The 18,617-nt window shown below is 70.2% G+C and carries 16 protein-coding genes; 4 read left to right on the top strand and 12 right to left on the bottom strand.

The window, feature by feature from the left end:
• Positions 1-53 precede the first annotated feature (53 nt).
• The 9 genes from OMP39_RS01475 to OMP39_RS01435 all read right to left on the bottom strand — a co-directional run bounded on the left by OMP39_RS01475 (position 54) and on the right by OMP39_RS01435 (position 10,779).
• The gene (locus OMP39_RS01475) at positions 54-1,325 is read right to left on the bottom strand and encodes an NAD(P)/FAD-dependent oxidoreductase (RefSeq protein ID WP_264893054.1); all 1,272 of its coding nucleotides are present in this window, start codon (positions 1,323-1,325) and stop codon (positions 54-56) included.
• 19 nt (positions 1,326-1,344) lie between these two features.
• Positions 1,345-1,668 (bottom strand): c-type cytochrome, encoded by a 324-nt coding sequence (locus OMP39_RS01470; protein ID WP_264893053.1) that lies wholly within the window; start codon positions 1,666-1,668, stop codon positions 1,345-1,347.
• A gap of 138 nt (positions 1,669-1,806) precedes the next feature.
• Positions 1,807-3,708: a M48 family metallopeptidase gene (locus OMP39_RS01465; RefSeq protein ID WP_264893052.1), complete on the bottom strand. Its 1,902-nt coding sequence runs from the start codon at positions 3,706-3,708 to the stop codon at positions 1,807-1,809.
• Between the two features lie 43 nt (positions 3,709-3,751).
• Positions 3,752-4,345: a LemA family protein gene (locus OMP39_RS01460; protein WP_264893051.1), complete on the bottom strand. Its 594-nt coding sequence runs from the start codon at positions 4,343-4,345 to the stop codon at positions 3,752-3,754.
• 68 nt (positions 4,346-4,413) lie between these two features.
• Positions 4,414-5,214, bottom strand: coding sequence for a 7-cyano-7-deazaguanine synthase QueC (gene queC, locus OMP39_RS01455; RefSeq protein WP_264893050.1), 801 nt, complete (start codon positions 5,212-5,214; stop codon positions 4,414-4,416).
• A gap of 34 nt (positions 5,215-5,248) precedes the next feature.
• Complete coding sequence (locus OMP39_RS01450; protein WP_264893049.1) at positions 5,249-6,532, bottom strand: glutamate-5-semialdehyde dehydrogenase; 1,284 nt, start codon at positions 6,530-6,532, stop codon at positions 5,249-5,251.
• A 69-nt stretch (positions 6,533-6,601) separates the two neighbouring features.
• Complete coding sequence (locus OMP39_RS01445) at positions 6,602-7,570, bottom strand: AEC family transporter (protein WP_264893048.1); 969 nt, start codon at positions 7,568-7,570, stop codon at positions 6,602-6,604.
• A gap of 66 nt (positions 7,571-7,636) precedes the next feature.
• Positions 7,637-10,225 carry a DNA topoisomerase III gene (locus OMP39_RS01440; RefSeq protein ID WP_264893047.1) on the bottom strand — a complete coding sequence of 863 codons (2,589 nt, stop codon included), beginning with the start codon at positions 10,223-10,225 and terminating at the stop codon, positions 7,637-7,639.
• A gap of 14 nt (positions 10,226-10,239) precedes the next feature.
• Positions 10,240-10,779: a TlpA family protein disulfide reductase gene (locus OMP39_RS01435; RefSeq protein ID WP_264893046.1), complete on the bottom strand. Its 540-nt coding sequence runs from the start codon at positions 10,777-10,779 to the stop codon at positions 10,240-10,242.
• Between the two features lie 115 nt (positions 10,780-10,894).
• On the opposite strand from OMP39_RS01435, the gene OMP39_RS01430 reads away from it, so the two are divergent.
• Genes OMP39_RS01430 through OMP39_RS01420 form a run of 3 tightly spaced genes read left to right on the top strand, consistent with a single transcriptional unit; the run spans position 10,895 to position 12,499 of the window.
• Complete coding sequence (locus OMP39_RS01430; protein WP_264893045.1) at positions 10,895-11,413, top strand: SET domain-containing protein; 519 nt, start codon at positions 10,895-10,897, stop codon at positions 11,411-11,413.
• A gap of 52 nt (positions 11,414-11,465) precedes the next feature.
• Positions 11,466-12,281, top strand: coding sequence for a biotin--[acetyl-CoA-carboxylase] ligase (locus OMP39_RS01425; RefSeq protein ID WP_264893044.1), 816 nt, complete (start codon positions 11,466-11,468; stop codon positions 12,279-12,281).
• On the top strand, positions 12,275-12,499 hold the full coding sequence (locus OMP39_RS01420; RefSeq protein WP_264893043.1) for a hypothetical protein: 225 nt from the start codon (positions 12,275-12,277) through the stop codon (positions 12,497-12,499). Before OMP39_RS01425 ends, OMP39_RS01420 begins: the two co-directional genes overlap by 7 nt.
• Here the strand turns inward: OMP39_RS01420 and OMP39_RS01415 are convergent.
• The 3 genes from OMP39_RS01415 to tkt form a co-directional block, all read right to left on the bottom strand.
• Entirely contained in the window at positions 12,496-14,253 is a 1,758-nt protein-coding gene (locus tag OMP39_RS01415; RefSeq protein WP_264893042.1) for a S8 family serine peptidase, read from the bottom strand. The two genes, OMP39_RS01420 and OMP39_RS01415, sit on opposite strands and share 4 nt — an antisense overlap.
• Before the next feature lie 244 nt (positions 14,254-14,497).
• Entirely contained in the window at positions 14,498-15,508 is a 1,011-nt protein-coding gene (gene gap, locus OMP39_RS01410; RefSeq protein WP_264893041.1) for a type I glyceraldehyde-3-phosphate dehydrogenase, read from the bottom strand.
• A gap of 64 nt (positions 15,509-15,572) precedes the next feature.
• Positions 15,573-17,594: a transketolase gene (gene tkt / locus OMP39_RS01405; RefSeq protein ID WP_264893040.1), complete on the bottom strand. Its 2,022-nt coding sequence runs from the start codon at positions 17,592-17,594 to the stop codon at positions 15,573-15,575.
• Positions 17,595-17,776: 182 nt separating this feature from the next.
• Here tkt and murU point away from each other — a divergent pair, with 182 nt between their 5' ends.
• On the top strand, positions 17,777-18,499 hold the full coding sequence (murU, locus tag OMP39_RS01400; protein ID WP_264893039.1) for an N-acetylmuramate alpha-1-phosphate uridylyltransferase MurU: 723 nt from the start codon (positions 17,777-17,779) through the stop codon (positions 18,497-18,499).
• The last annotated feature ends 118 nt before the right edge of the window (positions 18,500-18,617 follow it).

Raw genomic sequence — 18,617 nt, 5'->3', positions numbered from 1 at the left:
AGCGCCCCGCCGCGCGGCCCCGTGGCGGCGCCGCGCGGCGGGCGGGTTCGCCGTCAGGCCAGCATGTCGGCCCAGATGTTCTGGGCCCAGTTCCAGCCGTAAACACCTTCCATTTCCGAGGGGCCGGTGGACACCCCGCCCGACCCTGCGACGGTCTTGAAGGTCTTTTCGGCCGCGACGTACTCGTGCACGCTGGCCACGTGGATGACGTTCTTGCCGTCCACGAAGCTGTAGCAGGTGTTGGTCAGCATCGGCGCAGGGTTGACCGGCCAGCCCGCCAGCTCGGCGAGGATCGCGGCCGCCGCCACCTTGGCGTGCGAGTTCGCCATATGCCCGGACTTCGGCATGCCCGGGGCAATCTGGATCGAGTCGCCGAGCACGTGGATGTCCTTGGCTGCGGTGGACTGGAAGGTCAGGTAGTCCACGTTGCACCACCGGGCATTGGCGTTGGCCAGACCGGTCTGCACCGCGATCAGGCCGGCGCGCATCGGCGGCAGCACGTTCAGCACGTCGGCCTTGACCTCGTCTTGCACGTCGAACTTGATCACCCCGGACTTGGCATCGACCGCCACCGCGTTGTGCTGCGGACGATACTCGACGATGCCCGCGAACTGCTCGGCCCACACCTTCTTGAACAGCGGGCCCTTGGAGGTGACGTCCTGGTTGGCATCCAGCACCAGCACCTTCGAGCGGGGCTTGGCGGCCTTGAAGTAGCTGGCCACCTGGCAGGCCCGCTCGTACGGACCGGGCGGGCAGCGGTACGGCGCCTCGGGGATCGTGAGGGCGTACACGCCGCCGTCGGGCATCGCTTCGAGCTGCCGGCGCAGTGCGGCCGTCTCGGGGCCGGCCTTCCACGCCTGCAGGATGCGGCCTTCGTCGTGCGCGGCCTTCAGGCCCTGGATGCCGTCGAACATCAGGTCGATGCCGGGCGAGAGCACCAGCTTGTCGTAGGCGATGGTGGCGCCCGAGGCGAGCGTGACGGTCTTCTTGGCCGGGTCGATGCGCTCGGCCCGGTCCTTCACCAGCGTCACGCCGTGCCGCTTGCGCAGGTTGTCGTATGGCGTGGTGATGTCGGCCATCGTCTTGTAGCCGCCCAGCACCAGGTTCGAGACCGGGCAGGAGACGAAGGCGTCGTTGGGCTCGACCAGCACCACCTGCAGCCGGTAGTCGGACCACATGCGCAGGTACTTGGCCGCCGTGGCGCCGCCATAGCCGCCCCCGACCACCACCACCTGGGCCTTGGCCGGCACGCGAGAGGTGGCGCAGCCCGCGAGGCCCAGCGCGCCGAGCGCCGCGGCACCGTGGAGAAACGATCGACGTTGCATCTGTGACTCCCCCTGCTGCTCACTGCCGCGGCTGTGCGGCGAAGTACCCGGCGATCGCCTCGATCTGCGCGTCGTTGTAGCCCTTGGCCAGCTGGTGCATGACCGTGGCGGGCCGCGCGCCGGACTTGAACGCCTTCATCTGCTCGATGATGTAGGTGCGTGGCATACCGGCCAGCGCCGGCACGGACGAGGTGGGCACGGTGCGCCCGTTCGTGCCGTGGCAGTTGGCGCAGGTGGCCGCGAGGCTCTTCACGTACAAGGCCTGAGGCCCGGGGTCTTGCTGCGCATGGGCCGCGCTGGTCACCAGGGCCAGCAGCACGCCCCACGCGGGTGTCGGCTTCATCGTTGTTCCTCCAATCGTCTTCTGCCTGGGCCGCCACGGCAGCCGCACCGCCCTCCCGGCGAGCGCCGCAGGGGCGCCGGCACCGAGTGACCGGCACGCCGCCGAACGTGGGCAGCGTCCGTGTGCGACGCAACGCCCTCATGCGGCGTCGGTCGCGACTTCAATGTATTGCCGTGACAGGGCCTGCGGGCTAGGGGTATTCAGCAAACACGCGCTGATGCGCAAGGCATCGGCCCAGGGCTGCGGCAGCGGCTCGCCGCCCGCAGCCCGGCAGGCCGTCGACACCCACGTGCGCACCAGCAACGGCCGCTGCATCGCCGCCAGCCGCTCCAGCGACTGCCACGCCTGCCACAGCGCCTCGCCATCGGCGGGCACGCCGACGGGCCGTCGCTCTGCGGGCAACAGCTCGCGCAACACGTCGTCGTACCAACCGGGTACGTCGATGATTCTCGCCAGAAACGCGGTCCAGACGGCGACGTCCTTCGACAGATGAGCAATATGGTTATCGTCGGCCGGCGCAGGAGCGCTCGTGCGGCTGCCGGACAGCACGTGACGCAGGAGCATCCAGCGCAGGCGCTCGCCAGGGTCGATCTGGCGGTCCGCCTGCATCACGCGGCGAGCCGCTTCGGCCAGTGCACGACGCTCTTCGAGCGGTGCACCGGCACTGCGCCGCAGCATCAACTCCAGGGCAGGCAGCCGCGCGGCCGGCCCCAGGGACTCGACCTCGGCGCGCACGGCGGCCGCCACCGCCAAGCCGCGCGTTTCCTCGGCCCACGCCTGCCATCCGCGTTCGTCGCCGTCCGCCAGCAGCGCGAGAACCGCCGCCTTGCGCTCGCCCGGCCCGTGCCAGCGGGTCACCCGCGCGAGCGTCTCGCGGTCGCGCTGGAGTGCACCTCCGCTCGCCGCGTGCTGCACCGGATCATGCAAGCGCCCTTGCTCTGCGGCCCCACCCTCCGGCCCCGGCGCCGAAGCGACGCGAGCCGCCCGTACGGCCGCGCTGCCACCGGAGGCGAGCCCCATGGCGGCGACGGGCAGCAGGGGCTCATCGGGCGGCTCCGGCAACGGCAGGGCCGGCAGCGCCGGGCGCGGGGCGCCGTAGAGCCGCGCGATGCGATCTTCGAGAGGCGGGTGCGTGGCCAACCACCGGCCCCCCGGCGAGAAGAACAGATGCGACAAGGGCTCGGCCTGCGCGCTGACCCAGCGCTGGCGGTGATGCCGCAGCTGGTCGGCGATCTTGCGCAGGGCTCCCCCCAGCCCTTCCACGTTGCGGGTGTACTGCACGGCCGACGCATCGGCGAGGTACTCGCGCTGGCGCGACACGGCGGCCTTCAGCACGCGGCCCGCCATCCACCCGAGCGCGCCCACGGCCATCAGGGCGAGGCCGAACGGCGTGCTGGCCGGGCGCCGGCCGAGCTCGTCGGGTTCAGCCAGCGCGTGGCCGAAGGTGTGCACCATCTGCAGGCCCCACACCAGGCCGATGAGCCGCATGTTCAGCCGCATGTCGCCATGACCGATGTGCGCGAACTCGTGCGCGACCACCCCTTGCAGCTCCTCGCGCGTGAGCCGCATGAGCGCGCCGTGCGTGACGGCGAGCACCGCGTCCTCGGGCCCCCAGCCGGCGGCGAAGGCGTTGATGCCCTCCTCGCGGGGCAGCACGTACACCTGCGGCATGGGCAGCCGGGAGGCGATGGCCATCTCGGCGACGACGTTGAGCAGGCGTTGCTCGTAGCGGTCGCGCGGCGCGGCGCCCTCCTCGCCGCTGACGGCCCGGCCGCCGACGAGCCGCGCCACATGGCGGCCGCCTTCGCGCAGGCGCAGGCTCTCCAGGACGCAGCCGACCAGCACGAACAGCAGTACGAGGCCGGTGTTCGTCTCGAAGAAGTAGGCCGGATAGCCGCTCGCCCAGGGGAAGGTGAGGCGGTAGATCAGCGCCAGCGCCGCGTTGACCGCGAACACCAGCAGCACGAGCACCAGCGCAAAGAGCAGGAGCAGCCGGCGCGTGGCGACGTGGGCCGCTGCCTGGTGGGCACGGAAACGCATGGCCTTCTGGAGGGGCCCGGGTTCGGCGAGGCCGCCCTGGGACTCAGAACTGCACCCGCACCGCCTGGCGCTCGGCCTCGTGGGTGGTCGACTGCAGCATGCCCGCCTCCTTGAAGCCGAAGACGCCCGCGACGAGGTTGGTGGGGAACTGCTGCGCCGCGTTGTTGTAGTCCAGCGCGGCGTCGTTGAAGGCCTGGCGGGCGAAGGCGATGCGGTTCTCGGTGCTCGTCAGCTCCTCGGACAGCTCGCGCAGCGTCTCGTCGGCCTTGAGCTCGGGGTAGTTCTCGACCACGGCCATCAGGCGTGCGAGCGAGCCGTCGAGCGCCTGCTCGGCCACCGCGAGCGCGCCCACCGCCTTCGCGCTGGTGGGCCGCTGGCGCACTTCGCCCGCGGCGGTCGTCGCCTGGTTGCGCGCCGCGATCACCGCCTCCAGCGTCTCGCGTTCGTGCGAGATGTACTTGCGCGCCGTCTCGACCAGGTTGGGGATGAGGTCGTAGCGGCGCTTGAGCTGCACGTCGATCTGCGCATAGGCGTTGGCGATCTCGTTGCGCAGCCGCACGAGGCGGTTGTAGGCCCCGACCGCCCAGAACACGAGGATCGCCAGCACGATCCAACTCACCCATTGGCCCGTGGTCATCGTCCCTCTCCTTGTGGTGTGCCCGCACTCTAGCAGGCACCGCGGCGTGCGGTGCGCCGAAGCCGCGGTCAGGCCGCAGGATGCGTCACGCCCGAGGCTTGCTGCCAGGCCTCGTACCCCCGCTGGCGCAGCTCGCACGCGGGGCACTGCCCGCAGCCGTGGCCCCATGGGTGGCGCCGGCCGCGCTCGCCGAGGTAGCAGGTGTGCGTGTGCTCGACGATCAATTCATTGAGCGCGCGCCCGCCGAGGCGCTCGGTGAGCGCCCAGGTCTCGGCCTTGGTGAGGAACATCAGCGGCGTCTCGATCGTGAGCGGCTGATCCAACCCCAGGCTCAAGGCCACCTGCATGGCCTTCATCGTGTTGTCGCGGCAGTCGGGGTAGCCCGAGTAGTCCGTCTCGCACATGCCGCCCACGAGCACGCGCGCACCGCGCCGGTAGGCCAGCGCCGCAGCAAAGGTGAGGAAGAGCAGATTGCGCGCGGGCACGAAGGTGTTGGGCAGGCCGCCCGCCGGCTGCTCGATCGCCGGGTACGTCTGCTGCGCCCCATCGGCCGGTGCCGGCGCCGCGCCGGGGCCTGCGGCCGGTTCGGCGCGGCCCGCCGGCTGCCCGGGCGTGAGCGCGGTGGCGCAGAGCTGGCCGAGCAGCGACAGGTCCAGCAGATGATCGGCCCCCAGTCGGCCCGCCCACTGCGGGAAGCGGCGCTGGAGTTCCTCGCGCACCGTCTGCCGGCACTCGAGCTCCACCCGGTGGCGCTGGCCGTAGTCGAAGCCCACCGTCTCGACCTCGGCATAGCGGTCGAGCGCCCACGCGAGGCAGGCCGTGGAGTCCTGCCCACCGGAGAACAGCACGAGGGCTTTCACGTCACGCATGGTGTTCGGGCGATCGACGAGCGGCGCGGGCGCCTCAGGTGCGGACCTCGCCTTGCCCCAGCACCACCCACTTCATCGATGTGAGCCCTTCGAGGCCGACCGGCCCACGCGCGTGGAACTTGTCGGTCGAGATGCCGATCTCGGCGCCCAGGCCGTACTCGAAGCCGTCCGCGAACCGCGTGGAGGCGTTGACCATCACGCTGGCGGAGTCGACCTCGCGCAGGAAGCGCATCGCGTTCGGGTGGTTCGTCGTGAGGATGGCGTCGGTGTGGTGCGAGCCGTAGCGGTTGATGTGCGCGATCGCTTCGTCGAGGCTCGCGACCACCTTGATGCTGATGACCGCCGCGAGGTACTCCTCGCTCCAGTCGGACTCGACCGCATCGACCAGCCGGGCGCCCGGCACGTCGGCCAGCAGCGCCTTGGCGTGTCGGTCGCAGCGCATCTCCACGCCCTTGGCCGCCAAGATCGCGCCGATGCGCGGCAGGAACTGCGGCGCCGACTTCTCGTGCACCAGCAGGGACTCGGCAGCGTTGCAGGGGCTGTATTTCTGCGTCTTGGCGTTGTCGGTGACCTTGACCGCCAGGTCGAGGTCGACCTCGGCATCGACGTACACGTGGCAGTTGCCGTCCAGGTGTTTGATGACGGGCACCCGGGCCTCGCGGCTGATGCGCTCGATCAGCGACTTGCCGCCGCGCGGAATGATGACGTCCACGTATTCCGGCATCGCGATCAGCCGGCCCACGGCCTCGCGGTCGGTCGTCTCGATGAGCTGCACAGCCGTGGCGGGCAGGCCGCTTTCCACGAGGGCGCGCTGCACGAGCTTCCACAGCGCGAGGTTCGAGTGCAGCGCCTCCGATCCGCCGCGCAGGATGCAGGCGTTGCCGCTCTTGATGCCCAGCGACGAGGCCTCGATCGTCACGTTCGGGCGGCTCTCGTAGATCATGCCGAACACGCCGATCGGCACGCGCATCTGGCCCACCACGATGCCCGTGGGCCGGCGGCGCAGGTTCGTCATCTCGCCCACGGGGTCCGGCAATGCCGCCACCTGAAGGCAGTTCTCGGCCATCTGCTCGACGACCTTGTCGGTGATGCGCAGGCGATCGACCATCGGCGCCGGCAGGCCCCGCTCCTCCCGGGCGCCCGCCACGTCCTTCGCGTTGGCGGCTTGCAGCGTCTCGCGCTCGGCGCGGATCAGCGCCGCCAGGCGCAGCAGGCAGTCGTTCTTCGCGGCGGTGGGGGCCGCGGCCATCGCCGTGGCGGCCGCGCGGGCGGCGGCGCCGACATGGGCCATGTAGGCCTGAAGGTCGATCGCAGTCATGACGGGAATTGTCTCATCAAGCGTCGCTCGATCCCGTCCCACCCGGCGTGCGCGCCGGCGCCTTCCGTGTCAGGGTGGCGAGAGCCACTGCAACAGCGCGATCCACAGCGGCGCGGTCACCACGAAAGCGAGCGTCGAGACCACGAGCGTGGTCGTCACCTCGGCTTCGCGCGTGGCGTAGCGTTGCGAGAACATCATCGAGTTGGTGCCGGCTGGCAGTGAGGCGCACATGACGATGGCCGCGAGCGGCACGCCGGACAGACCCAGCCCGAAGTGCCCCACCGCCAGCACCAGCGCCGGCTGCACCACCAGCTTGAGGACGGACAGCGCGGCCGCCGCCGCCAGCGACCCGCGAATGCCATAGTGCGCGAGCGACATCCCGATGGCGATGAGGCAGGCGGGGACCACCGCCTGCCCCAGCATGACCAGGATCTCGTCCACGGCCGGGGGGATCGGCCAGCCCGCCACGTTCCACCCGAGCCCGAGCAGCACCGGCAGCACCACGGGATGGATCACCGTGTTGCGCACCGTCGTGCCGAGCGTCGCCAGGAGGCTGCGACGCGCGTGGCCTTCGGCCGCGCGGGCCAGGTCCAGTTCCACGAGCACCGTGACGACGGACAGCAAGGTCAGCGCGTGCAGGCTCACGACCGCCAGATGCACCGAGAGCCCCGCCTCGCCGAAGAGCGCGGCGGCGACCGGGATGCCGAGCTGCACCGTGTTGCTGAAAGTCGCCGTGATGGCGCGCACGCTCGGCTCGGCTGCAGCCTCGGGCCGGCGCCGCCGCTGGTGCGCATAGACGAGCAGCATCAGCCCGACCACCGGCGCGAAGTACGCCAGCACCGTCGACCATGGCAGCCGGTCGAAGTCGATGCGTGCCGTCGTGCGAAAAAGCAGCGCCGGCGCGAACAGGAAGAAGGTGGTGTTCGACAGCGCCCTCGCCGCCTCGCCGCCGCCGAAGAAGCGCATGCGCCCGGCCGCCCACCCGACCGAGACGACGACGAAGATGGCCAGCAGCTTGAAGTAGACGGCGGACGACATGGCGCCGCAGTATGCGCACAGCGCCCGCAGCCGCCGCTACGGCAACTACGTAAGCGGCGCGCCGTTTCAGCCCGCGGCGGCCTTCCTCGCCGGGGCCTTCTTGGCCGGCACCTTCTTGGCCGCGCGCGGCTCGAACTCGAAGCCCACCTTGCCCTCCTTGGCGTCCCACGCGAGGAAGGCCTTGAACTTGCGCCGCGTCTTGTTGGAGACGAAGTTCTCCAGCAGGTCCGTGCGGCCTTCCTTGAGCAGCTTGGTCATTTGCTCGCGCGCGATCGGCTGCTGCAGGATGATCTTGCCGCTCTTGAAGTCGCAGGTCGGGTGGGCGCCCACGCTGTGCTCGCAGACGTAGCTCGTGCCGTGCTCGTAGACCCGGCCCTTGCACTTGGGGCAGTGGCCCAGCGGCTCCTGGGCGCTGAAGTCCACCTCGCCTTCCTCGGCTTCCTTCTTGGCGTCCTCGCCGAAGTCGAACTCGAGCTTGTAGTTGTCGATCTCGTCGTCCCACACGAGCTTGAGCTCGGCGGTGAAGGGCCACCCTGCCTTGGAGCGGAACCCTTCGAGCGGGCCGATGCGTCTGTCGCGCAGGAACTGCTCGACTTCGTGCAGCTCGAAGCTGCGGCCGCCCGGGATCTTGCTGATCGAGAAGCCGCAGCCTTCGTCCTGACCGCTCCTACCGGTGCAGGTGAAGCGCCGGTAGTTCTCCTTGACCACGCCACCGCACTTGGGGCAAGGCGTCTCGAGCGTCGCGTAGTCGCCCGGGATGGTGTCGCGGTCGTACTCCTTGGCCTTTTGCACGATGCGCTCGGTCATGCGCGCGATCTCGTTCATGAAGGCCTGGCGGCTCAGACGCCCGCGTTCCATCTGCGCGAGCTGGTACTCCCAGTTGCCGGTGAGCTCGGGCTTGGTGAGGTCCTCCACGCCGAGGCCGCGCAACAGCGTCATCAGCTGAAACGCCTTGGCCGTGGGCACGAGCTCGCGGCCCTCGCGCACCAGGTACTTCTCGGTGATGAGGCCCTCGATGATGGCCGCGCGCGTGGCTGGCGTGCCCAGGCCCTTCTCCTGCATCGCCTCGCGCAGCTCGTCGTCCTCGACCAGCTTGCCCGCACCTTCCATGGCCGAGAGCAGCGTCGCTTCGGTGTAGCGCGCCGGCGGGCGCGTCTTGAGCGCGTGGACGGTGACGTCCTCGTTGTGCACCGTCTCGCCCGGGCGCACGGGCACGAGCGTGGCGTCGTCCTCCTGCGCCTCCTTGCCGTAGACGGCGAGCCAGCCGGGCTGGACGAGCACCTTCCCGTTGGTCTGGAAGTGGTAGTCCCGGCCGGCGTGCGCCACGGTGGTCACCCGCGTGGTGACGAGGTACTCGGCCGCGGGGAAGAACACCGCCAGGAAGCGCTTGACGACCATGTCGTAGAGCTTTTGCTCCGGCTCGCTCAGGTTCTTGGGCGCCTGCAGCGTGGGAATGATCGCGAAGTGGTCCGAGACCTTGGCGTTGTCGAAAATGCGCTTGTTCGGCTTGACGTAGCCGTCCCTGAGCGCCTTGGCCGCAAAGGGCGCATACGCCCGCGCGCCTTCGTCGCCGGCCAGCATCTCCAGCGTCTTGCGCGCCACGCCCAGGTAGTCCTCCGGCAGTGCGCGCGAGTCCGTGCGCGGGTAGGTCAGCACCTTGTGCTTTTCGTACAGCGCCTGCGCGAGCGCGAGCGTCGTCTTGGCCGAGAAGCCGAAGCGCGAGTTGGCCTCGCGTTGCAGCGAGGTGAGGTCGTAGAGCAAGGGGCTCAGTTGCGTGCTGGGCTTGGCCTCCTCGGTGACCGAGGCATCGCGCCCGCGCACGGCCGCCGCGATCGCCTCGGCCGTCTTCGCATCCCACAGCCGGTCCGCGCGCTGCTCGGCGTCGCCGTCGGCGGGCTTCTTCCACTTGGGGTCGAACCACTTGCCCTCGTAGACGCCCGCAGCAGCGGCGAAGGTCGCCTTGACCTCCCAGTAGTCGCGCGCGACGAACTTGCGGATCTTCTCCTCGCGCTCGACGACGATGGACAGCGTGGGCGTCTGCACCCGGCCCACGGTGGTGAGGAAGAAGCCCCCGTCGCGCGAGTTGAAGGCCGTCATGGCCCGCGTGCCGTTGATGCCGACCAGCCAGTCGGCTTCCGAGCGGCAGCGGGCGGCCTCGGCGAGCGGCTGCATCTGTTCGTCGGTGCGCAGCCGCTCGAAGCCCTCGCGGATGGCCTCGGGCGTCATCGACTGCAACCACAGGCGCTTGATCGTCTTGTCGAGCCCCCCCTTGGCCGGCGTCGCGTACTGCACGATGAGGCGGAAGATGAGTTCGCCTTCGCGCCCCGCGTCACAGGCGTTGATGATCTCGGTCACGTCCTTGCGCCGGATGAGTTTGACGATCGCGTTGAGCCGCCCCTTGCTCTTGTCGATGGGGCTCAGCTCGAAATGCGGCGGGATGACCGGCAGGTGCGCGAAGCTCCACTTGCCGCGCTTGACGTCGTACTCCTCGGGCGCCTTGATCTCGACGAGGTGGCCCACCGCCGAGGTCACGACGTAGCGGTCGTTCTCGAAATACTCGTCGTGCTTGTCGAACTTGCCGGCCACCGGGGTCAAGGCGCGCACGATGTCCTGCGCGACCGAGGGCTTCTCGGCAATCACCAGAGCTTTGCTCATCGCTTCCTGTCGGTTCAAAGATACTTCTCGAAGGCCTGGATGTCCTCGGGGAACAGTTGTCCCGCCTCGGCGTACACCACGGTGCCCTCGCGGCCGCGCACCCACGTCACCGGCAAGCCCTTGGGTTTGGGCAAGACCGATGCCAAGGCCGGCGTGTTCATGGCCACCGGATACCGGTAGCCCTTGGCGGCCAGGTACTCGCGCACGGTGGCCTCCTGCTTGTCGATCGAGATGGCGAGCACCTCCAGCCCCCGGGCGCGGTGCTTGAGCCACGCCTCGTGGATCAGCGGGCTTTGCTCCGCGCAAAACGGGCACCAGGTGGCCCACCAGTAGAGCACCAGCACCTTGCCGCGGGCCTGGGCCTCGCCGTAACGGCCTCCGCCCACCAGCGGCACGTCCGGCAGGCGCAAAGGCTTGCCCACGGCGGGCGGCTCGGCCCGGACACGCGTCACGACGCCGGCCAGCGCCGCCGCCCCCGCCGCACGCAGCCAGCGGCGGCGCGCCTCGCAGTGCGGCTCGTCATGCGCCTCAAGTACTGTATCGATCGTGTCCATGCGGGGCCTCGGGTACGCAGATCGGGATCGGTGAGGTGCGCGCGCCTACAATGCCGGCTCTCGCGCGTGCGCGCACGTACGCGCGCGCCCTCATTTCAATGTACACAAACTGTCCATGACGCAAGTCCGGCCCTCTCGTGTCCGCCAGGCGGCCCCAGCCGCCCCCGCGCGCCCCCGCGCCACCCCCCGGGGCCGTCGCATCCAGGTGCGGCGCTCCGGCGTGCACGGCAAGGGCGTCTTTGCGGTGGCCCCCATCCGGCAGGGCGAGACGATCATCGAGTACAAGGGCGAGGTCATCACTTGGCAGGAGGCGTTGCGCCGCCATCCGCACGACCCGAACGACCCGCACCACACCTTCTACTTCCACATCGACGAAGAGCACGTCATCGACGCCAAGTACGGCGGCAATGCGGCACGCTGGATCAACCATGCCTGCGAGCCCAACTGCGAGGCCGAGGAGATCGACGGTCGCGTGTTCATCAAGGCGCTGCGCGACATCGTGCCGGGCGAGGAACTCTTCTACGACTATGGCCTGGTCATCGACGAGCGCTACACCCCCAAGCTGAAGAAGCAATACGCCTGCCGCTGCGGCAGCCCGAAGTGCCGGGGCACCATGCTGGCGCCCAAGCGCTGAGAGGGGCCTCGCGGCCTGTTCGTCGCCCCGACATCGTCCCGTTCCCTCCGCCATGGCTACTTTCGTCCGGCCTGCGCATCCCTGGCCCACCGAGGCGCTGTGGCAGGCCTTGCAGGCCGAGTGGCCCGGCATCACGGTGGAGGTGGCGGCCGAACTCGATTCGACGAACGAGACGCTGCTCACGCGCGCGCGCGCGGGCGACCGCAGTGCCTGCCTGCTGGTCGCCGAGCACCAGCGCCAGGGCCGAGGACGCCAGGGCCGCCGCTGGATCTCGGCGCCCGGGGATTCGCTCACCTTCTCGGTGGGCGTGCCCTATGCGCCCCGGCAGTGGGCCGGGCTCTCGCTCGCGGTAGGCGTGGCGGTGGCCGAGGCGCTCGCGCCCGAGGTGCAGATCAAGTGGCCGAACGACCTGTGGTGCGCGGGCCGCGGCCCGGCAGGCGAGGGACGCAAGCTCGGCGGCATCCTCATCGAGACGGTGGGGACGGCGCCGTCCACCCGGCAGGCGGTGGTGGGCATCGGCCTCAACGTGCGCAGCCCGGACGGGGGCCCCGCGGGCTGGCCCGATCCGCGCAACCGGCCCGCCGGACTGGAGGAGCTCCTGCCCGGCATCGATGCGGCCGAGGTGCTGCGACGGGTGGCGCCGGCCGTCGTGCGTGCGCTGCACGAGTTCGAACGCGAGGGGTTCGCGGCCTTTCGCGCCCGCTTCGAAGCGCGCGATCTGCTGCGCGGGCGCACCGTGCAAACCACCGAGCCCGAGGCGCCGGAAGGCGTGGCCCTGGGCGTCGACGATGAAGGCGCCTTGCTCGTGCATACTGCGGCCGGCGTCCGGACGGTCGCCGTCGGAGAAGTGAGCGTGCGCCCATGTTGAGACTGCTGGTTCTGCTGCTGGTGCTGGCGAACGTCGGCTTTTATGCCTGGAGCCAGGGCATGCTCGTCGCCGTGCTCCCCTGGCCGCCCGACGCGCGCGAGCCGCAGCGGCTGCAGCAGCAGGTCCGGCCCGAAGCCATACGGGTCGCGACCGGGAGCCGGGCCGCCCCCCGGTCGGCCAGCACCCCTTCGGCGGCCGCGTCCGAAGCGTCTCGCTAGAACGGAACCGACCCGCGCCGGCCTCGGTCACGGGCCCGCGAGGCAGCCCAGGCCCAAAGCACCAATGCGAGGATCCAGGGCGCGCCCAGGAGGCCACCGCCATCGCCGCCTGCGGAGGCCTCGGGAGGATCGAGGGGCACGCCGGCCGCTCGCTTGGCCTGCGCGCAGGCCTCGACCAGGCCGGGCTCCGGGGCCTGCGTCGGCCACGGGAGAGAGGTGTAGGCCGCGGGGTTCTCGGCGTACCGCAGTGCCTCGGGAGCGTCGAGCAGGCCGGCGCCGCAGATCGCCGTCGAGCACGCGCAGTGCTCATGGTTCGAGGCCCAGCAGGTCCCGAGCTTCGACGCCTCCACATGCGGGCGGGCCGACACGCGCAGGCCGTGGACGAGCTGGTCCACCGTCAGGGCGGGGTTCACCGTCAGCATGAGAGCGGCCACGCCGCTCACGATGGGCGCCGAGAAGCTGGTGCCCGCCACCAACGTGGCCGCCGGCTGCTCCTGCGTGGTGCGCCCGCTGTTGCCGGTCGTCAGCAAGCCTCCATCGCCGAAGTACGCACCGCAGATGCCGAGGTCCGCGGGGTCTCCCCCCACGGTGCTGATCGTGACCTGCGGGCCGAAGTTGGAGTAGCTGGTCTTGATGCCCGACTTGTTCACCGCGGCCACGGCAATGACGCCGGGGCAGTTGGCCGGGCGGGCGACCGCACCCGCCTCGTTCCCGGCGGCCACGACGAGGACCGCCCCGCGGCTGCGGATCTCGTTGATCGCGTCCCGATAGGTCTGCGTGCACTCCCCCGTGCCGCCGAAGCTGAGGTTGATGATCCGCGCCGGACTGCCGTTGGGAGTCGGGGTGGGCTGTCCGGCGCGCACGCCGGGCACGAGGCCCGCGGCCCACCGCATGCCCGCGACGATGTCCGAGATGAGCGCTCCGCACTTGCCGGCCACGCGCACGGGCAGGACCGGCGTGGCCCAATGGACCCCGGCCACCCACTGCAGGTTGTCGCCTTGGGCCGCGATGATGCCGGCCGTGGCGGTGCCGTGCCAGGAGCTGTCCTGCGCCGCCGTGCCGGCGCAATCGCCGTTCGAGGTGTAGTCGCCGGGATCGGTGGCATCGGCGTCGCCGTCGACGAAGTCCCATCCGCTCAGCCACTTCGCGTCGAGATCGGGGTGGGACGTCTTGCCGGTATCGAGGATCGCCACCGGTGCTCCCGGTACGCCGCGCTGGGCCCCGGTGTCCCAGGCGGTGGACACCCGAGGCACGCCCAAGGACGAGCTGGACAGCCCCTTGAGCCACCACTGTCCGGTGTAGCGCGGATCGTTCGGCACCACCTCGAGCCGCCGCTCCATCACGTTGTATTCGACGAACTCGACGTCCGGGTCCTCCTCGAGCTGCGTGGCCAGCCGGGCCGCGTCCGAGGGAGCCAGGGCGACGCCCCAGTCCACCAAGTGAACGCGCGGCGTGACCGCTCGCACCTCGGGAGCCGCGGCCCGGGCCACGCGCGCCGCACTGGCCGGCAGCGCCCGGCCCAGCCGGCGCTCGACGACCGCGGCGACATGCGCCCGCCGGCTCTCGGCCTCCGACGGCCCGGCCTGCGTGCCGCTGGGGGCCCCGGCCGCGGCGGCCCGTGCCTGCAAGGCCGAGTCCTTGATCTTGACGAGCAACCCATGAGCCGGTGTGCGCGGCGGCTCGGCCGCGGCAGCCGCGCCGGCCAGCATCAGGGCCAGCAGCGCCGTCATCACCTTGTGAAATGTCTTACCCATCTCTGCTTGCCGGTTGGCGTGGCATTCCCGGTGCGCAGGCCCGGGCAGTCCGCGGGATTGTGCCGATCGCTGGCACGAAAGTCGGCTCCCGCTGAGAAGCGCTTACCGCTCTGTCGTGTTTGTCACATCTGCACTGTAACGCCCTCTGTCCACGCGCTCTCCATGCAAAACCGCCCCCGATGCCTGCCGGCAGAGGGGGCGGTCGGTCAGACGCTCGCGCGGGCGGTCGGCCCGCGCCGCCGCGTCACTTCGCGTTCATCAATGCGACGGTGGTGTCCAGCATGCGGTTGCTGAAGCCCCACTCGTTGTCGTACCAGCTCGACACCTTGACCAGGCGGCCGCTGACCTTGGTGAGCGTGGCGTCGAAGACCGACGAGTGCGGGTTGTGGTTGAAGTCGACGCTGACCAGCGGCAGCGTGTTGTAGCCCAGGATGCCCTTGAGCTCGCCTTCGGAGGCGTCTTTGAGGATCTGGTTGACCTCCTCGACCGTGGTGTCGCGCTTGGCGATGAAGCTCAGGTCCACGATCGACACGTTGATGGTGGGCACGCGGATCGCGAAGCCGTCGAGCTTGCCGTTGAGCTCGGGCAGCACCAGGCCCACCGCGGCGGCCGCGCCGGTCTTGGTGGGGATCATGCTCTGCGTGGCGCTGCGCGCGCGGCGCAGGTCCTCGTGGTAGACGTCCGTCAGCACCTGGTCATTGGTGAAGGCGTGGACGGTGGTCATCAGCCCGTTCTCGATGCCGATCTTGTCGTGCAGCGGCTTGACCAGCGGGGCCAGGCAGTTGGTGGTGCAGCTGGCGTTGGAGATCACCGTGTGCTCGGCCTTGAGCGTGCCGTGGTTGACGCCATAGACGATGGTCGCATCCACGTCCTTGCCGCCGGGCGCGGAGATGATGACCTTCTTGGCGCCGCCCTTCAGGTGCGCGGAGGCCTTCTCCTTGCTGGTGAAGAAGCCGGTGCACTCGAGCACCACGTCCACGCCCAGCTCGCCCCAGGGCAGCTCGGCGGGGTTGCGGTTGGCCAGCACGCGGATCTTGTCGCCGTTGACCACCATGTAGTCGCCATCGACGCTCACCTGGCCCGGGAACCTGCCGTGCGCGGTGTCGTACTGCGTGAGGTGCGCGTTGGTCTTGGGGTCGCCCAGGTCGTTGATCGCGACGATCTGGATGTCGTGCTTCTTGCCGCCTTCGTAGTGGGCGCGCAGCACGTTGCGGCCGATGCGGCCGTATCCGTTGATGGCAACTTTGATGGTCATGGCTTCGCTCCTGTGATGACAGTCAATCTTCGTGGCGCCGGCCGCCTGGCGCGGCACGCGCGGCTCAAGAACGCTTTCCCCGCAGCACCACGCGCACGGTGTCGGCCACATTCTCCGCCGTGAAGCCGAAGTGCTTGAACAGCACGGCGGCCGGCGCGGATTCTCCGTAGGTGTCGATCCCGACCACCGCATCGACACGGTACTTCCACCAGAAGTCGGTCACGCCCGCCTCCACGGCCACACGGGGCAGGCCCTCGGGCAGCACCGAGCGCTTGTACTGCGCCGGTTGGCGGTCGAACACGGTGGTCGAGGGCATCGAGACGACACGCACCGCGATGCCCTCCTGCGCCAACGCCGCCTGCGCGTGCAGCGCGAGTTGCACCTCGGAGCCGGTGGCGATGATGACGGCCTGGGGCTTCTTCTTGAGGCCCACCTCGCTCGGCTCGGCCAGCACGTAGGCGCCTTTGGCGATGTCCTCCAGCCCCGCCTTGGGCAGGTAGGGCACGTTCTGGCGCGACAGCAAGAGCGCCGTCGGGCGGCTGCGGCTTTGCAGCGCGCACGCCCAGGCCACGGCCGTCTCGGCAGTGTCGGCCGGGCGCCAGACCTCGAGGTTGGGGATGAGGCGCAGCGCCGACGCGTGCTCGATGGACTGGTGCGTGGGGCCATCTTCGCCCAGACCGATGGAGTCGTGCGTGAAGACGTGGATCACGCGCTGCTTCATCAGCGCGGCCATGCGGATGGCGTTGCGCGAGTAGTCGCTGAAGGTCAGGAAGGTGCCGCCGTAGGGGATGAAGCCGCCATGCAGCGCGATGCCGTTCATGATGGCCGCCATGCCGAACTCGCGCACGCCGTAGTTGATGTGGCGCCCGCCGTTGGGATGGCCGTCGGCGTCGAATCGCAGCGCCGGGGTGGCATGGGTGTTGGTGAGGTTCGAGCCGGTCAGGTCGGCGGAGCCGCCGAGCAGCTCGGGCAGCGCGGCGGTGTAGTGCTCCAGCGCGATCTGGCTGGCCTTGCGCGTGGCGACCGTCTCGCCCTTCTGATGCGCGTTCACCGCGGCGTCCACCGCGATCTGCGCGAACTGCGCGGGCAGCTCGCCCTTCATGCGGCGCTCGAACTCGGCGGCGAGCTCCGGGTGCTCGGCGCGGTAGCCCTCGAACAGCGCGTTCCACGACTGCTCCAGTGCCTGCCCGCGGGTCTTGCCGTCCCACAGCGCATAGACCTCCTGGGGCACGACGAAGGGCTCGTGCGGCCAGCCCAGCGCCTCGCGCGTGCCGCGGATCTCCTCGGTCCCGAGCGCCTCGCCGTGCGCCTTGGCGGTGCCCGCCCGCGTGGGGGCGCCCTTGCCGATGATGGTTTTGCACACGATCAGCGTGGGCCGGTCGGTGCTGTGCTTGGCCTGCGCGATCGCCTGGTCCACGGCGTCCACGTCGTGGCCGTCGATCGGGCCGATGACGTTCCAGCCGTAGGCCTGGAAGCGCTTGGGCGTGTCGTCCTGGAACCAGGGGCCCACCTCGCCGTCGATCGAGATGTTGTTGTCGTCGTACAGCGCGATGAGCTTGTTGAGCTTCCAGGCGCCCGCGAGCGAGCAGGCCTCGTGGCTGATGCCTTCCATCAGGCAGCCGTCGCCGAGGAACACGTAGGTGTGGTGGTTGACGATCTCGTAGCCGGGCCGGTTGAACTCCTTGGCCAGGAGCTTTTCGGCCAGCGCCATGCCCACCGCGTTGGTGATGCCCTGGCCCAGCGGGCCGGTGGTGGTTTCGACGCCGGGGGTGATGCCGACCTCGGGGTGCCCCGGCGTCTTGCTGTGCAGCTGGCGGAAGGCCTTCAGCTCCTCGATCGGCAGGTCGTAGCCGGTCAGATGCAACAAGGCGTAGATCAGCATCGAGCCGTGACCGTTGGACAGCACGAAACGGTCGCGGTCGAGCCACTGGGGGTTGGCGGGGTTGTGCCGCAGGTGGCGGCTCCACAGCGCCACGGCGATCTCGGCCATGCCCATCGGGGCGCCGGGGTGGCCGGAATTGGCTTGTTGAACTGCATCCATTGCCAACGCGCGGATCGCGTTGGCCATCAGGGTGGTGTCGGCCATGTGGAACCTGTCGACGGCCCCGCGCACGTGCGAGGCCCGGAGGGAACTGGGAGGTGGAAAGGAAGCCGCAATTGTAAAGGTCCCCCGATAATCGGCCGGTTTCCGCCGCCTGGGCGCTGCGGCCCGGCTCGCCGCCGCGGAGCCGGAGTCAGCGCCTTGCGTCCCAGCCTCCTCTTGCCGCCATGACCGACAACCTCAAAGCCATCGTCCTGGCCGCCGGCCGGGGCGAGCGCATGCGACCGCTCACCGACACCTGCCCCAAGCCGTTGCTGCCGGTGCGCGGCAAACCGCTCATCGTCTGGCACCTGGAGGCACTGGCCGCGGCCGGCGTGCGCGAGGTGGTCGTCAACACCGCCTGGCTGGAGGAGCAGTTCCCCGCCGCACTGGGCGACGGTTCGCGCTGGGGCCTCAAGATCCATTACTCGATGGAAGGCCGGGACCACGGCGGGGCGCTGGAGACGGCCGGGGGCATCGCGAAGGCGCTGCCCTGGCTGGGCGAGTGTTTCTGGGTCGTCTCGGGCGACATCTTCGCGCCGGAGTTCCGGTTCGACGCGCAGCAAGCGCGCGCCTTCGTGCACAGCGGGCGGCTGGCGCAGCTGTGGCTCGTGCCGAACCCGCCCTTCCACCCCCGCGGCGACTTCGGCATCGGCGCCGACGGACTGGGGCTGGCCGACGGCACCGGCCCGGACGGGCAGCGCTGGACGTATGCGAACCTGGCGCTGATGCGCCGCGAGCTGTGCGCGGGGCTGCCCCCCGGCACCCGGGCCCCGCTCGGCCCCCTGTTGCGCAAAGGCATGCAAGAGCGGCTCATCGGTGTGGAGATCTACCGCGGCCGCTGGGAAAATGTGGGTACGCCCGCGCAATGGCAGGCGCTCAATATGGACGCGCCGCCCGCTTCGGCGTAGAAAGCGTCGTGGCCAAGCGAACGCGGCACCGGACGCAGGGGCGCTGAAAGACCCCTCGCCGCCCGCGCGACGAGGCACGACACGAACGAGATGGGGCGCGCCACGGCCGGGGCCGGCG

The sequence above is a fragment of the Schlegelella aquatica genome (assembly GCF_026013905.1).
In the GTDB taxonomy this organism is placed as follows: domain Bacteria; phylum Pseudomonadota; class Gammaproteobacteria; order Burkholderiales; family Burkholderiaceae_C; genus Caldimonas; species Caldimonas aquatica.
This window is presented reverse-complemented; position numbering and strand designations above follow the sequence as displayed.